This is a genomic window from Thalassobacter sp. (genome assembly GCF_982993085.1).
In genome coordinates, this window is the sequence record NZ_CEZFMW010000002.1 from 75,304 (window position 1) to 88,376 (window position 13,073).

A 13,073-nucleotide genomic window follows, 5' to 3' on the forward strand; every position below is an offset into this window, starting at 1 on the left:
GTAGGTGTCCTCCCCGCTACAGGCGGGGAGAGCCACCACCTACCCCTGGGCAATTTCTCGGGTCGCAGTCTGACCCGTTCCACCCCTCGAGCAGCCAATCACAAAAGGAGAAAGCCCATGGCGGACCAGACCATGACCAACCCCAATCAGAACGCCGTCCGAAATGTGCCGCCCGCGCTTAACGGCCAGCGCACATTGCTGGCGCTCGATCTTGGCACAACCACGGGCTGGGCCTTGCATGGCGCCGAAGGGCTGATCACCAGCGGCACAGCATCGTTCCGCAACGGCCGGTTCGATGGCGGTGGGATGCGATACCTGCGCTTTACGAACTGGCTGGGCGAGTTGGAGCGGTTGTCCGGTCCTATCGCCGCCATCTGGTTCGAGGAGGTCCGTCGCCACGCGGGCACGGATGCAGCGCACGTCTACGGGGGGCTGATGGCGACGCTGACCGCATGGGCCGAGATGCGCGGGGTGCCTTATCAGGGCGTGCCTGTCGGGACGATCAAGCGTCACGCCACTGGTAAGGGCAACGCCAACAAGGACGCCATGATCGCCGCCGTCCGGGCGCGTGGCTTCAGCCCGGCCGATGACAATGAAGCTGACGCCATCGCGATCCTGCTCTGGGCCATGGAAACCCACGGAGGTGCGCAATGACCGGCATGCGCTTCACGCCCAAGGGATATGGCGGGCATCGCCGCCAGCCCGACGAGGTCAAACGGGATGGTTGGAAGGAACAGGGACTGCTCGCCGTTGCAATCGACGATGACCGGCTGACCTGGCCCGAACGGGAATTGGTGCGCCAGCTTGGCGAGCGCCTGTATGGCAAGCGGGAACGGGAGGCGCGCCATGGGTGAGTGGACCACAGCGCGCGTGAAGGACCGTTTGGAGAGTGCGGCCGATGTCTTCCGCACCTTGCCCGGCGTCATGCCCCAGGGCTTCTTCAACGCCTGGCCCGAGTATTTCCACAGCTTCGCGGACAAGGTCGGACAGGAACCGCAGATGCGTCGCCCCCGGCCGGGTCCGCGCCAGATCTCTGAGGCCGAGGAGGCATTGCTCTGGCTGCGCTGGCTGGAGCGGGATGATGCCCGGATCGTCTGGCTGCGTGCCGAACGCACGCCGTGGAAACCGATCTGCTGGGAGATGGGGATCAGCCGCCCGGCGGCCAACCGCCATTGGCAATACGGCCTCGCGCTGATCACCTGGCGGCTCAATGGGCGCGTACCGCCTTTGAAGCGGTCACGGCGTTTCGTGGTCGAGAACGCGAACAACCTGTCAAGGAAAATCGTCCTGTGACAGAATTTTCAGTGAGACATCGCAAAGGGTTACAGTTTCCGGCTGAGAGGCTACAAATTGGATATACTCGGGAGAGGCGCGTGCGGGACGACCTGCGGCGCTGGCTTCCGGGGTCCAACCAAGGGTCCAGATGGGATCCAAAGGGCTAACCCACTGAATTCGCGGGTCCTTCTGGGCCCCAAACGTATACGGGGGGGCGAGGCGCGCAATATCGCTAGCGACAGGGCCCGTTTTTTGGGAAGCCACCCCAGCGGGTATCCACCTGTGATCTGACAAAAACCACAATTAAACAAACCCTTGGAGCTGGATGCCTTGGCCGCCGCTGGACCCTTCGTGGAGTCCAAGCTTATTGCTGGTGTCCGGAGTCCAAGTTTGACTGCCCAGTTCGACGACACCTCCTCCCAGCAGTGCCGTCGAACCCGCTCAGTATCGAGCGTAATGACGTCGACTGGAGCATATCGCACAGCCGCATCCCCCTCCCATCGCGATGACCCGAGGATAAAGCGCGATCGTGCCAACTACCACGGCTGGCTGCCAAACCAAAATGCTCAATAGATAGGCCCGAAGAAATGACCCTGAGCTTTGCCCCTGACGCAATCGAGACTTGGCCGCTTGCAAAGCTGCAGCCTTATGCGAAGAACGCAAAGATGCATGGCGCGGATCAGGTCGCAAAGATCGCGGCCAGCATGGCCGAGTTTGGCTGGACCGTTCCGTGCCTGGTCGCGGACGACGGAGAATTGATCGCAGGCCACGGCCGTGTGCTTGCCGCCACGCAGCTGGGGCTGCGTGAGGCCCCCGTGATCGTGCTGGGACATCTGAGCGAAGCACAGCGTCGGGCCTACCGGATTGCGGACAACAAACTGACGGAACTAGGGTCCTGGGATGAAGCGTTGCTATCGGCTGAGTTGAATGACCTGCTGGCCGAGGACTACGACCTGTCGCTCATCGGATTCGATGATGCCGAGCTTGAGGTGTTGCTGGCCGGTGAGGTCGACCCTGAAACAGCATCCCGCGAGGGCGAGGACGATGTTCCCGAGCCGCCCGAGGCCCCGATCAGCCGTGCGGGTGATCTATGGGTGCTTGGAAAGCATCGACTGCTCTGCGGGGATGCCACCGTGGCTACAGATGTCGAGCGTTTGCTCGGTGATGTGAAACCGCAGCTGATGGTGACCGATCCGCCTTACGGCGTCGACTACGATCCCGGCTGGCGCAACAAGGCAGGAGCCGCCGCCACAAAGCGCACCGGCAAGGTGCTAAATGATGACCGCGCTGACTGGCGCGAGGCTTGGGCGCTCTTCCCTGGCGATGTGGCCTATGTCTGGCATGGCGCGCTGCATGCGACCACTGTTGCCGATAGCCTCGAGGCCTCCGGCTTCAATATCCGGTCCCAGATCATCTGGGCCAAGGATCGCTTGGTGCTGAGCCGCGGTGATTATCACTGGCAGCACGAGCCGTGCCTTTATGCTGTGAAGAAAACCGGCAAGGGCCACTGGGCGGGCGACCGCAAACAAACGACGCTATGGCAGATCGCGAACAAGGATCAGGACGTGGAAACCGTACACGGCACCCAGAAGCCCGTCGAATGTATGCGCCGTCCGATCCTGAACAATTCCAGCCAGGGCCAAGCTGTCTACGAGCCTTTTATGGGCTCGGGCACTACGCTAATCGCGGCGGAAACCACGGGGCGGGTCTGCTACGGGATTGAACTTAATCCGGCGTATGTCGATGTGGCTGTTCAACGGTGGCAGCAGTTTACTGGCAAGCACGCTGTTCTTGAAGGCGCCGGGACCAGTTTTGATGATCTGCGCTCAGAGCGGGGTAGCCAATGAAGCAATCCCGTCTGATGTCATTTTGTGAAGCGATTGCGAATGTCACGGTTGGCTACGGCGTCGCTGTACTGACGCAGATCCTGATCTTCCCGATGTTTGGGCTGCACACGACGCTGGGCCAGAACTTGCAAATGGGGGCGGTCTTTACCGTCGTCAGCATCGTGCGGTCCTATGTGCTGCGGCGGGTGTTCGAGGCCATTCGGGTCCGAACGACAAAGCCGCCGCTCCAGACAAGCGACGGCTCTGTTCGCGCAAGACTCCCTTACCGCCGTGACTTCGGCGGTGCAGCGGCGCGGGATCAGTCTTCGATACGATAGACGCGTCCGCGCGCATCCACCATTTCCGAGGTGATAGCGAGGCCAAGTTTTTTCTTGAGCGCGCCGGACATGGCGCCGCGCACCGTATGCGATTGCCACTCGGTGGCAGCGGTGATCTCTTCGATGGTCGCACCTTCGGGCCGACGCAGGAGGTCAATCACGATCTGCTGCTTGGTCTGGTGCGGGGGTGCAACGGTTGTTTTCGGTGTGGATTTCTGAGCCATATGTGTCTCCAGTATTTGAGGATCGCGACATGCGTCCTTCTACCGAGACAGGCCCCGCGAGTGCGGGGCGTATCTTGAGGTCTGTGCAGTTCAGACCAGACCGATGTCTTTCAGACAGGCGGCTGCGTCGATCAGTTGATTGGTGGGCACCTCGATGGTGATCGTCATGCTGTCGGCGTAGGCGCGAACATAAACGCCACCGTCGTCCATCAAGGCGCATTCGATCTCGTCAAGGACTGTGGTGATGCGGCTGCGATCGAATTGATCGGGCAGTTCACGAATTGCGATACGAATTGTGCTGGTTTCCATGGCGCTTACTCCGCGTGCTCGCCTTCGTTGAAGGCGCTGTCGGTGATGCGCTTCAGCAGGCTGGCGTAATGCTCAAGGGTGCCAACATGGCCCCAGTTGATTTCGTCGGGTTGGCAGTTGAAATGCTCGTCGCTGAGGCTCTGAAGCCGGGCGAGCATGTCGTCGATCTCGGCTTTCTTGCCCATGAAGGCCTTGATCGCAGCTTCGCGGTTCCGCGCGGCCTTTTCGGCGCGCAGTTGGTGGCGAGGCGTGGTGATCGGGTTCAATCGGGTCATCGTGGCGGCTCCTTGGTTTTGCGCGACCGCTGCGCTGCTTGATCGCGGTGGTGAGTTGCATCGTCTTCGTGAGACCACGTTCGCTCTACTTCGGAGGCTTATCAACGACATAAGCACATGATTTTGAATGATAATCGGAGCGCGCAATGGAGGGTTTGAGCGAGCGCCAATACGCCACCCGCGTTGGTCTTTCACGCGGTGCGATCCAGAAGGCCAAGGCGACAGGACGGCTGGTGCTGCACGAGGATGGCAGCATCAATGCGGTTGCAAGCGATGCAATGCGCGCTGAGGCAACCGACCCATCCAAAACCCGCAAGAAGCCGCAGCCAAGACGCAAGCCTGTGCCAGAGGCGGCTGTCTCGGCAGTGGGTGACACTCTGAAGGAACAAGGGCTTGAGGCTCCGGCAAATAGCGGTGGCACCACCTTTTTGCAGGCCAAGACGGCCAATGAAGTGCTGAAGGCGCAGGAACGTCGTTTGCGGCTGCAAAAGCTGAAAGGCGAGTTGATCGACCGGGCTCGCGCACTGTCGCTGGTTTTTCGGCTGGCGCGGCAGGAGCGTGATGTCTGGGTCAACTGGCCCGCGCGGGCGGCCGCGTTGATGGCGGCAGATTTGGGCGTTGAGCCCGCCGCAATGCAGAAAGTTTTGGAAAAACATGTCCGTGCCCAGCTCGACGATCTTGCCGAGGTCAAACCTGATCTCCGATGATGCGGACGATATGCCGGATTTCGATGGCGCGGCAGAAATCCTGCGCGCCTGGGGCGCGGGTCTCACGCCGGATGCGGACCTGACCGTGTCGCAATGGGCGGACCGACATCGGATGCTTTCGGGCCGCGCGTCGGCGGAACCTGGTCGGTATCGCACAGCGCGCACGCCCTATATGGCCGAGATCATGGACAGGCTTTCGCCTGGCGACCGGGCACAGCGGATCGTGTTCATGAAGGCGGCGCAGGTTGGCGCGACGGAAGCGGGCAACAACTGGATCGGCTTTGCGATCCATCAGGCGCCGGGGCCGATGCTCGCGGTCCAGCCGACCGTGGAACTGGCTAAGCGGAACTCAAGGCAACGGATAGATCCGCTGATTGATGAGAGCCCGGAGCTCCGCGAGAGGGTCAAGCCGGCGCGATCTCGTGACGCGGGCAATACGATGCTGTCCAAGGAATTCGCGGGCGGTATCCTGATCATGACCGGGGCAAACTCGGCCGTAGGGCTGCGCTCGACCCCGGCGCGCTACATTTTTCTCGACGAGGTCGATGCCTATCCGGCGTCCGCCGACGATGAGGGTGATCCGGTTACGCTGGCGGAAGCGCGTTCGCTGACCTTCGCCCACCGGCGCAAGGTGTTCTTGGTCTCAACCCCGACGATACGGGGGATGAGCCGGATTGAACGGGACTATGAGGCCAGTGATCAGCGCCGGTTTTTTGTCCCATGCCCGCATTGTGGCGCGATGCAGTGGCTCAAATTTGAACGGCTGCGCTGGCAGAAGGGGCAGCCGGAAACAGTGGAATATCACTGCGAGGGCTGCGAGGCGTCTATCGCGGAGCATCACAAGACGGCGATGCTGGAGGCTGGCGAATGGCGGGCAACCGCCACGGCGGCGGATCCAAATACCGTCGGCTATCACCTCTCGGCGCTCTATTCGCCCATCGGCTGGCTGAGCTGGGAACGGATTGTGCGGGCCTGGGACGCGGCTCAAGGGTCGGATGAGGCGATCAAGGCGTTTCGCAACACGATCCTTGGCGAAACGTGGGTCGAAACTGGCGAAGCGCCGGACTGGCAGCGTTTGGCGGACCAGCGCGAGACTTTGGAAGGAAGCATTGTTCCAGAGCGGGGCTTGTTCCTGACTGCCGGGGCGGACGTCCAAAAGGATCGGATCGAGGTCGATGTCTGGGCATGGGGCCGCGGGCTCGAAAGCTGGCTCGTCGATCACATTGTTATCGAAGGTGGGCCCAGCGACACTGCATGCTGGCAGCAGTTGACCAATTTGCTCGGCCAGACATGGGAGCATGCCTCCGGTAATCCGATGACCTTGGCCCGCCTCGCCATCGACACCGGCTACGAGACCAGCGCGGTATATGCTTGGTCGCGACAAGTCGGCTTCGCGCAGGTGGCCCCGGTCAAAGGCGTCGAAGGCTTCAATCGCGCGAGCCCGGTCACCGGCCCGACGTATGTGGACGCGACCGTCGCGGGCAAACGGCTACGGCGCGGAGCGCGGCTCTGGACCGTCGCCACCTCTACCTTCAAGACTGAAACCTATCGCTATTTGCGGCAGGACCGACCGACTAGGGAGGACATCGAGGCTGGGCATCCTTGCCCGCCTGGAACCATCCATCTACCAAAATGGGTGGACGGCGAGTGGTTGAAGCAATTCACCGCCGAACAACTTATCACGGTGCGTACCAAACGCGGCTTTGCTCGGCTTGAATGGCAGAAGCTGCGCGAACGCAATGAAGCTTTGGATTGTCGCGTCTATGCCCGTGCAGCCGCTTGGATATTGGGGGCTGACCGTTGGTCTGATGCGCGGTGGGCCGATCTGGAAGCACAGGTCGGAATCACAGCAGAGGATATGGCTGAGGACGGGGCGGGAAGCACCATGTCCTCTTCTCGTCGTGCAGGACAACAGCGGCGCACTGTACGGTCCAGTTACATGAGGTAAGCGATGCCGACAATCACAGAACTGCGCGCGCGCCGCGAGGCGCTCACGGCACAGCGATCCTCCGGCGTCGCTCGGGTCAGCTATGACGGCAAGACGGTGGACTATCGTAGCGTCGCCGAAATCGACCGGGCCATTGAAACGCTGGACCGTGAGATCGCTGCGGCTGAAGGACGGCGGATCGTGCGGCAGGTCTGCGTGACAACGGCCAAGGGGCTCTAACAAAAATGGGAATGTTCGACCTGTTCCGCCGCCGGGCCACCGGCGGTCCTGACGCTATGCGCGCCCGTCTAGAGGGAGCGATGGCCAAGCGCCGCCTGCGCGGTTGGAACCCGCCGCTCGAGAACATAAACGCGCTGGTTGCTTCTGGTGGCCCAAAGCTCCTGGCGCGCTCGCGGGAACTGGTCGTCACCAACGGCTACGCGGCGAACGCCTGTGAGGCCTTTGCCGCGAACCTCGTCGGCGATGGCATCAAGCCGTCGTCGCTCATCGCTGACGCGGCGCTGCGCGACCAGGTTCAGAAGCTCTGGCTCGCCTGGACGGATGAGGCGGATGCCGATGGGCTGACCGATTTCTACGGCTTGCAGGCCATGGTCGCTCGCGAGATGTTTGTCGCGGGCGAGTGTTTCGTGCGGATGAGGCCACGGCGGGCGGAGGATGGATTGCTGGTGCCGCTGCAGTTGCAGCTTCTGCAGTCGGAGATGCTGCCTTTCGAGAAGATCGAGACGGATCCGAACGGCAATCGCATCCGCTGCGGGATCGAATTCGACCTGATTGGGCGGCGGGTGGCCTATCACTTTCGCCGCCGCCATCCGGGCGACAGCACCGATCAGCGGGTGGCAGTGCCCGAAACGGTACGCGTGCCGGCCGACGAGGTGCTGCACATCTACCGCCCCATTGATGCGGGCCAGATCCGGGGCCTGCCACATATCGCCCCGGCCATGGTGCGCCTCTTTTTGCTGGACCAATATGATGACGCCGAGCTTGACCGCAAAAAGACGGCTGCAATGTTCGCGGGATTCATCACCAAGACCGCGCCTGAAGATCCGATGATGGGCGAAGGCGAAGCCGATCTTGATGGCGCCGCACTCGCCAGCCTTGAGCCTGGCACGATGCAGGTTCTGCTGCCGGGTGAGGATGTGAAGTTCTCGAGCCCGGCTGATGTTGGCGGCGGGTATGAGGCATTCCAGTACCGCACGTTGCTCGCGGTCTCGGCCTCGCTGGGGCTGCCCTATCACCTTGTCACCGGCGATGTCCGGCAGGCGAACTACTCAAGCCTTCGGGCCGAACTGGTCGAGTTCCGGCGGCGCATCGGTCAGTTGCAGCACGGAGTCATTGCCCATCAGCTTTGTCGCCCAATCTGGCGGCGTTGGCTGGAAACAGCCGTGCTCTCGGGCGCGTTGGAGGCAGATCCGGTTATTGCGTGGCCTGTGCAATGGATCCCGCCGCGTTGGGACTGGGTCGATCCGCTCAAAGATATTCAGGCGCAGGTGCTGGCGATGGACGCAGGCCTCACGTCACGCCGTAAGGTTGTCGAGGCGACGGGCTACGACATTGAAGAGGTCGATTGGGAAAATGCGTCGGACGCGAAACGCGCAGCAGACTTGGGCCTGACCTACCGCTCTGGCCCCGGTGAGACGCAGGGGGCACGAGCGACGCCGATGCGACAGCCCGACTCCAACGACGATACTGAGGCCGGCAATGGCGACGGTCCGAAAGGGACCGGTCGCAACAATCCACAGGAGTGATCTGATGAAAAGCTGGTACGAAATCCGCGCCCGGGGCACCGGGGCGGAAGTGCTGATCTATGACGAAATCGGCGCCTATGGCGTCACTGCAAAGGGTTTTTTGGCTGAACTCGGCGCGCTGCCCGACGGGGTTCCGATCGATTTGCGGCTCAATAGCCCGGGTGGGTCGGTCTTTGACGCCGTGGCCATCTTCAACGCCCTGCAGCGGCATGAGAGTGAGATCACTGTCTGGATCGACGGCATCGCGGCCTCTGCTGCGAGCTACATTGCCATGGCGGGCGACGAGATCGTCATGCCGGAAAACGCCTTCCTGATGATCCATGATCCATCCGGGCTAGTGATGGGCACGGCCGAAGACATGCGGTCCACAGCTAAAGCGCTCGATAAGGTCAAAGGCAGCTTGATCCAAGGCTATGCCGCGAAATCAAGCAAAACCGATGATGATATTGCCGCCCTGATGGCAGCGGAGACTTGGCTTGATGCTAAGGATGCGCTGGACTTTGGGTTCATCGACCGCATTGCCGAGCCTGTGAAAATCGCCGCCTCCTTCGATGTGGCGCGGTTCCGCAATGCTCCGCCTGAGTTGGCCGAAGCGGCGCGTGAAGGCGATGACCATTCCAACGGCGACGCCGACGATGGTGATCTTGGCCATGTCAAGCCCCTGACGGGTGAAGCTACGTCAATTGCTGTCACCCTTTCTGACGCGGATGGGGCGGGTTTGGGTGTTTCCGACGAGAACACCCGCCCATCCAGCCCGTCTGAGAGCAGTGTTGCGGTCGCCAACACTGCGCAGGATGCCGGTGCCATCCGTGCCGAGGCCATTGCCCATGCGCGGGCGGTAATCGATCTCTGCCGCCTTGCGGGCCAGCCACAGATGGCGGGACGCTTCCTTGAAGAGGATGCCAGCCTCGATGATGTCCGGAGCCGTCTTCTTGCCGCCAAGGCGGAGAACACCCCTGATATCACCGCCGCCCATGCCCAGCCTGGGCGCGCGGCTACCATAAATCCCTGGGGCGATGTGATCGCCCGTACTTTCAAGACGAAAGGATAAGCGTCCATGACCACGCTCACTGAAGGCAAACACGCGGGCGGCTTCCTCGTCTGGGAAGTCCTGCGCGATTACACCCGAGAAACCGTGACCATCTCCTCCGGAGCCGGAAAGCTCGCGCCCGGCACCGTGCTTGGGAAGATTACAACGGGCGGCAAATACACCGGGTTCACACCGACTGCGACGAACGGCAGTCAAAACGCCGCTGGCATTCTATGGGCCGGGGGTGACGCGAGTGACGCCGATGCCCCGAGCGTCGCGCTCCTGCGCGGCCCTGCCATCGTCAACCGCCACGAGCTCGTCTGGCCCGAGGGCGCGACCGAGGCCCAGATCACCGCGGCCACTAATGCGCTTGCTTCGCTCGGCATCATTCTGCGCTGAGCCTCTGAAATAAGGACCCCCACACATGGCAACCATGGACATCTTTGAAGGCGACGCCTTCAGCATTATCGAGCTCACCCGTGCACTTGAAAACATTCCCTTCAAACCGGCGATCCTCTCAGGCTCCGACCTCTTTGGCTCGCGCGGGGTGCGCCAGCGCACCGTGATGATCGAAAGCCGCGATGGTACGCTGTCGCTGATCCCGTTCTCGGAACGTGGTTCGGCCTATGAGCAACAAGTGCCAGAGCGCCGCGATATGCGCGCCTTCGTCTGCCGCCAGTTCAAAAAGCAGGATGTGCTTTGGGCCTCCGAGATCCAGGGCATCCGTGACTTCGGCTCTGATACTGCCACCCAACAGGTGCAAACTGAGGTCGCTCGCAAAATGGCGCGACTGCGCAACGACGCCGAGGCGACCTTCGAGTTCCACCTTTTCAACGGCATTCAGGGCCTGGTTAAGGACCCAAAGGATGGGGCCACGGTCATCAATTACTACACAGAGTTCGGCATCACGCCGGCGGCCGAGGTCGATTTTGATCTCGACAATGCAACCCCTGCCTCGGGGGCGCTACGCAAACGCTGCCAAGCGATGATCGAAAGCGTTGAGGACAGCCTTGGCGGGCTGGCCGCCGGTCAGGTGCAGCTCCGCGCTGAATGCGGCTCGGCCTTCTTCGCCGATCTCGTGGCGCACAAGGAGGTGCGCGAGACCTATCTGAATACCGCCGCGGCGGCAGATCTGCGCGGCCGCGTGGGCGAAGAGGTCAGCTTTGGCGGCATCACCTTCCGTCGCTATCGGGGCGGGCTTGGCTTCGGGGTGCCGACTGACAAGGCGTATTTCTATCCCGAAGGCGTCGAGGGGCTCTTCGAGATCTACTACGCCCCGGCCGACACGTTCGAGACGGTAAATACTCTGGGTCTGCCGCTCTATGCCCGCATGATCCCCGATCGCGATCGCGATGAATGGGTGCGTCTCGAAATCGAAAGCAACCCGCTGCCGATCTGCACCCGGCCGCAAGTCCTGCGCTCGGCCAAGCGCACCTGATGAGCGCCTTCGCTGATGCGCTCGGGGTGCTGTTCCTTGATGCCAACCTCTCGGTTGATATCTGGCATCGGGACAGCGAGGGGCAGTTCACCCGAGCGCGCGGTATTCTGCGCCGTCCTGACGAGATCACTGAGTTCGGGGCTGCGCGGCTCATATCTGACACCACCCGGATCGATGTTCGGGTGGCGGATATTCCGGAACCACGCCCGCAAGAGCAGATCCTGATCAGCGAGGAAACTTTCCTGATCCAGGGTGAGCCGCGGCGGGATCGTGAGCGGCTCATTTGGACGATTGAACTGACCCCCGCATGAAGCTTGGCCTCGACATCACACCCCGCCTCGTCGCCGTGATGGCGGCCGAGATTGAAGCCGGCGAAAAGGCTGTGACAACGGCTATGCAAGAAGCTGGCACGGACCTGAAAACCGCATGGCGCGAGCAGATCACGCAAGCAGGCCTTGGTCGGCGATTGTCGAATTCGATCCGAAGCCAGACCTATCCGAAAACCGGCGAAAGCTTGAAAGCAGCTGCGCTGGTCTGGTCGAAGGCGCCCCAGATCATCGGGGCGCATGAGACCGGGCCGTTGATCCGCTCGAAGGACGGTTTCTGGCTGGCAATCCCTACGCCTGCTGCAGGTCGTGGCCTGCGCGGTGGTAGGATCACCCCCGGCGAATGGGAGCGGCGGCGCGGGCTTCGGCTGCGGTTTGTCTATCGGCGGCGCGGGCCAAGCCTGCTGGTGGCTGATGGTCGGTTGAACAATCGTGGATTAGGCGTGGCATCTCGGTCCAAAACCGGTCGCGGACGCAGCACCGTGCCGATCTTTCTGCTGGTCCCACAAGTGAAGCTTGCGAAACGGCTCAATCTGGCGCGCGACGCTGACCGCGCGCTGGCGGCAGTTCCGGGGCTGATCGTGGCGAATTGGCTAGAGGCAAAACTATGAGTGCGCGCGAAACCATCCTGACCGCACTGCACACTCGTTTTTCCATGCTGCCTACTGGTGCACTGCGCGGGGATGTCCTGCCCGAGCGCGTCCCGGCTCAGGGTCTATTAATCCTGCGTGACGGTGAGCCGGGGGAACCGGACGTCACGCTGTCGCCGCTGCGCTATCACTATCAGCACCGCGCCGAGATAGAGGTGGTCGTGCAAGGTACGAACGACCGTGACGCTACCTTCGACACACTGTGCGTCAGCATCGGCGCGATGATCACCGCCAATCGAACATTGGACGGCCTTTGCGACTGGGTGGAGGCGGAAGCACCGCAGCCGATCGATCTGCCTGTTGAAGGTGCGGCAAGCCTGAAAGCAGCTGTGATCCCAGTAATCCTTTCCTATTCCACGGCTGACCCGCTCAGCTGACCCCGCTAATCTGAGGAGAGACAAAATGGCACGAGCCCAAGGGGCGCGGGCGCAGATGGCGATAGCGTTCGAGACCACATATGGCACGCCGCCTGCGAGCGGCTTCAGCAAAATGCCCTTCGCCAGCACGTCCCTGGGGGCGGAGCAACCGCTGCAGACCTCAGAACTCTTGGGGTATGGCCGCGATCCGCAGGCGCCGATCAAGGATGCCGTGACAGCGGACGGGGATGTGGTGATCCCGATTGATGCCGAGGCCTTTGGCTTCTGGTTGAAGGCGGCATTTGGAGCGCCTACGACGACTGGAACTGACGCACCCTACACCCACGAGTTCCGCTCTGGAAACTGGGCGCTGCCGTCGTTCTCGGTCGAGACCGGGATGCCAGAGGTGCCGCGATTTGCGATGTATTCCGGCTGCATAGTCGACAGCCTGAATTGGCAGATGGCGCGATCGGGTCTGCTGACGGCTACCGCGAGCATCGTGGCACAGGGCGAGGAAATCGCCACCAGCACATCCGTTGGGACGCCCGCCACTATCACGCTGAAACGCTTTGGGCATTTCAACGGGTCGATTACACGGAACGGGGCGAATATTGGCAATGTCGTCT

General features: G+C 61.9%; 19 protein-coding genes. 16 read left to right on the plus strand and 3 right to left on the minus strand.

The window, feature by feature from the left end; translation table 11 throughout:
* The first annotated feature begins 117 nt into the window (after positions 1 to 117).
* The 5 genes from AC4GMC_RS00815 to AC4GMC_RS00835 all read left to right on the plus strand — a co-directional run bounded on the left by AC4GMC_RS00815 (position 118) and on the right by AC4GMC_RS00835 (position 3,439).
* Positions 118 to 654: a crossover junction endodeoxyribonuclease RuvC gene (locus AC4GMC_RS00815; protein ID WP_487880205.1), complete on the plus strand. Its 537-nt coding sequence runs from the start codon at positions 118 to 120 to the stop codon at positions 652 to 654.
* Positions 651 to 854 carry a hypothetical protein gene (locus AC4GMC_RS00820; protein WP_081940150.1) on the plus strand — a complete coding sequence of 68 codons (204 nt, stop codon included), beginning with the start codon at positions 651 to 653 and terminating at the stop codon, positions 852 to 854. Before AC4GMC_RS00815 ends, AC4GMC_RS00820 begins: the two co-directional genes overlap by 4 nt.
* Entirely contained in the window at positions 847 to 1,293 is a 447-nt protein-coding gene (locus AC4GMC_RS00825) for a DUF6362 family protein (protein WP_487878493.1), read from the plus strand. Before AC4GMC_RS00820 ends, AC4GMC_RS00825 begins: the two co-directional genes overlap by 8 nt.
* Before the next feature lie 569 nt (positions 1,294 to 1,862).
* Entirely contained in the window at positions 1,863 to 3,122 is a 1,260-nt protein-coding gene (locus tag AC4GMC_RS00830; RefSeq protein ID WP_488082351.1) for a site-specific DNA-methyltransferase, read from the plus strand.
* Positions 3,119 to 3,439, plus strand: coding sequence for a DUF7220 family protein (locus tag AC4GMC_RS00835; RefSeq protein ID WP_487878491.1), 321 nt, complete (start codon positions 3,119 to 3,121; stop codon positions 3,437 to 3,439). Before AC4GMC_RS00830 ends, AC4GMC_RS00835 begins: the two co-directional genes overlap by 4 nt.
* Here AC4GMC_RS00835 and AC4GMC_RS00840 read toward each other — a convergent pair.
* The 3 genes from AC4GMC_RS00840 to AC4GMC_RS00850 all read right to left on the minus strand — a co-directional run bounded on the left by AC4GMC_RS00840 (position 3,421) and on the right by AC4GMC_RS00850 (position 4,247).
* A complete protein-coding gene (locus AC4GMC_RS00840) occupies positions 3,421 to 3,663 on the minus strand; it encodes a DUF3489 domain-containing protein (RefSeq protein WP_487878490.1) in 243 nt (80 codons plus the stop codon). The two genes, AC4GMC_RS00835 and AC4GMC_RS00840, sit on opposite strands and share 19 nt — an antisense overlap.
* Positions 3,664 to 3,753: 90 nt before the next feature.
* Positions 3,754 to 3,972, minus strand: a complete 219-nt coding sequence (locus AC4GMC_RS00845) for a hypothetical protein (RefSeq protein ID WP_487878489.1) — start codon at positions 3,970 to 3,972, stop codon at positions 3,754 to 3,756.
* Between the two features lie 5 nt (positions 3,973 to 3,977).
* Positions 3,978 to 4,247: a hypothetical protein gene (locus AC4GMC_RS00850; RefSeq protein ID WP_490391436.1), complete on the minus strand. Its 270-nt coding sequence runs from the start codon at positions 4,245 to 4,247 to the stop codon at positions 3,978 to 3,980.
* Positions 4,248 to 4,393: 146 nt separating this feature from the next.
* Between AC4GMC_RS00850 and AC4GMC_RS00855 the strand changes: the two genes are divergently transcribed.
* The 11 genes from AC4GMC_RS00855 to AC4GMC_RS00905 all read left to right on the plus strand — a co-directional run.
* Positions 4,394 to 4,954 carry a hypothetical protein gene (locus tag AC4GMC_RS00855; RefSeq protein ID WP_487880268.1) on the plus strand — a complete coding sequence of 187 codons (561 nt, stop codon included), beginning with the start codon at positions 4,394 to 4,396 and terminating at the stop codon, positions 4,952 to 4,954.
* Positions 4,902 to 6,902 (plus strand): phage terminase large subunit family protein, encoded by a 2,001-nt coding sequence (locus tag AC4GMC_RS00860; protein WP_487880269.1) that lies wholly within the window; start codon positions 4,902 to 4,904, stop codon positions 6,900 to 6,902. Before AC4GMC_RS00855 ends, AC4GMC_RS00860 begins: the two co-directional genes overlap by 53 nt.
* A 3-nt stretch (positions 6,903 to 6,905) precedes the next feature.
* Positions 6,906 to 7,121 (plus strand): phage head-tail joining protein, encoded by a 216-nt coding sequence (locus AC4GMC_RS00865; protein WP_487880270.1) that lies wholly within the window; start codon positions 6,906 to 6,908, stop codon positions 7,119 to 7,121.
* 11 nt (positions 7,122 to 7,132) lie between these two features.
* Positions 7,133 to 8,647, plus strand: coding sequence for a phage portal protein (locus AC4GMC_RS00870; RefSeq protein ID WP_487880271.1), 1,515 nt, complete (start codon positions 7,133 to 7,135; stop codon positions 8,645 to 8,647).
* A gap of 4 nt (positions 8,648 to 8,651) precedes the next feature.
* Complete coding sequence (locus AC4GMC_RS00875; protein WP_487880272.1) at positions 8,652 to 9,698, plus strand: head maturation protease, ClpP-related; 1,047 nt, start codon at positions 8,652 to 8,654, stop codon at positions 9,696 to 9,698.
* Between the two features lie 6 nt (positions 9,699 to 9,704).
* Positions 9,705 to 10,076, plus strand: a complete 372-nt coding sequence (locus AC4GMC_RS00880) for a head decoration protein (protein ID WP_487880273.1) — start codon at positions 9,705 to 9,707, stop codon at positions 10,074 to 10,076.
* A gap of 25 nt (positions 10,077 to 10,101) precedes the next feature.
* A complete protein-coding gene (locus AC4GMC_RS00885) occupies positions 10,102 to 11,115 on the plus strand; it encodes a major capsid protein (RefSeq protein WP_487880274.1) in 1,014 nt (337 codons plus the stop codon).
* A complete protein-coding gene (locus tag AC4GMC_RS00890) occupies positions 11,115 to 11,426 on the plus strand; it encodes a head-tail joining protein (RefSeq protein WP_487880275.1) in 312 nt (103 codons plus the stop codon). The genes AC4GMC_RS00885 and AC4GMC_RS00890 overlap by 1 nt, the downstream gene beginning before the upstream one ends.
* Entirely contained in the window at positions 11,423 to 12,052 is a 630-nt protein-coding gene (locus AC4GMC_RS00895) for a DUF6441 family protein (RefSeq protein WP_487880276.1), read from the plus strand. The genes AC4GMC_RS00890 and AC4GMC_RS00895 overlap by 4 nt, the downstream gene beginning before the upstream one ends.
* The gene (locus AC4GMC_RS00900; RefSeq protein WP_487880277.1) at positions 12,049 to 12,468 is read left to right on the plus strand and encodes an acyl-CoA transferase; all 420 of its coding nucleotides are present in this window, start codon (positions 12,049 to 12,051) and stop codon (positions 12,466 to 12,468) included. The genes AC4GMC_RS00895 and AC4GMC_RS00900 overlap by 4 nt, the downstream gene beginning before the upstream one ends.
* 25 nt (positions 12,469 to 12,493) lie before the next feature.
* On the plus strand, positions 12,494 to 13,073 hold a 580-nt coding region (locus AC4GMC_RS00905), incomplete at its 3' end, for a phage tail tube protein (protein ID WP_488047574.1).

What these genes read in the sequence shown, in the direction of transcription:
- AC4GMC_RS00815 (WP_487880205.1), top strand. Translation starts at nt 118, where the DNA reads ATGGCGGACCAGACCATGACCAACCCCAATCAGAACGCCGTCCGAAAT.
- AC4GMC_RS00820 (WP_081940150.1), top strand. Translation starts at nt 651, where the DNA reads ATGACCGGCATGCGCTTCACGCCCAAGGGATATGGCGGGCATCGCCGC.
- AC4GMC_RS00825 (WP_487878493.1), top strand. Translation starts at nt 847, where the DNA reads ATGGGTGAGTGGACCACAGCGCGCGTGAAGGACCGTTTGGAGAGTGCG.
- AC4GMC_RS00830 (WP_488082351.1), top strand. Translation starts at nt 1,863, where the DNA reads ATGACCCTGAGCTTTGCCCCTGACGCAATCGAGACTTGGCCGCTTGCA.
- AC4GMC_RS00835 (WP_487878491.1), top strand. Translation starts at nt 3,119, where the DNA reads ATGAAGCAATCCCGTCTGATGTCATTTTGTGAAGCGATTGCGAATGTC.
- AC4GMC_RS00840 (WP_487878490.1), bottom strand. Translation starts at nt 3,663, where the DNA reads ATGGCTCAGAAATCCACACCGAAAACAACCGTTGCACCCCCGCACCAG.
- AC4GMC_RS00845 (WP_487878489.1), bottom strand. Translation starts at nt 3,972, where the DNA reads ATGGAAACCAGCACAATTCGTATCGCAATTCGTGAACTGCCCGATCAA.
- AC4GMC_RS00850 (WP_490391436.1), bottom strand. Translation starts at nt 4,247, where the DNA reads ATGACCCGATTGAACCCGATCACCACGCCTCGCCACCAACTGCGCGCC.
- AC4GMC_RS00855 (WP_487880268.1), top strand. Translation starts at nt 4,394, where the DNA reads ATGGAGGGTTTGAGCGAGCGCCAATACGCCACCCGCGTTGGTCTTTCA.
- AC4GMC_RS00860 (WP_487880269.1), top strand. Translation starts at nt 4,902, where the DNA reads ATGTCCGTGCCCAGCTCGACGATCTTGCCGAGGTCAAACCTGATCTCC.
- AC4GMC_RS00865 (WP_487880270.1), top strand. Translation starts at nt 6,906, where the DNA reads ATGCCGACAATCACAGAACTGCGCGCGCGCCGCGAGGCGCTCACGGCA.
- AC4GMC_RS00870 (WP_487880271.1), top strand. Translation starts at nt 7,133, where the DNA reads ATGTTCGACCTGTTCCGCCGCCGGGCCACCGGCGGTCCTGACGCTATG.
- AC4GMC_RS00875 (WP_487880272.1), top strand. Translation starts at nt 8,652, where the DNA reads ATGAAAAGCTGGTACGAAATCCGCGCCCGGGGCACCGGGGCGGAAGTG.
- AC4GMC_RS00880 (WP_487880273.1), top strand. Translation starts at nt 9,705, where the DNA reads ATGACCACGCTCACTGAAGGCAAACACGCGGGCGGCTTCCTCGTCTGG.
- AC4GMC_RS00885 (WP_487880274.1), top strand. Translation starts at nt 10,102, where the DNA reads ATGGCAACCATGGACATCTTTGAAGGCGACGCCTTCAGCATTATCGAG.
- AC4GMC_RS00890 (WP_487880275.1), top strand. Translation starts at nt 11,115, where the DNA reads ATGAGCGCCTTCGCTGATGCGCTCGGGGTGCTGTTCCTTGATGCCAAC.
- AC4GMC_RS00895 (WP_487880276.1), top strand. Translation starts at nt 11,423, where the DNA reads ATGAAGCTTGGCCTCGACATCACACCCCGCCTCGTCGCCGTGATGGCG.
- AC4GMC_RS00900 (WP_487880277.1), top strand. Translation starts at nt 12,049, where the DNA reads ATGAGTGCGCGCGAAACCATCCTGACCGCACTGCACACTCGTTTTTCC.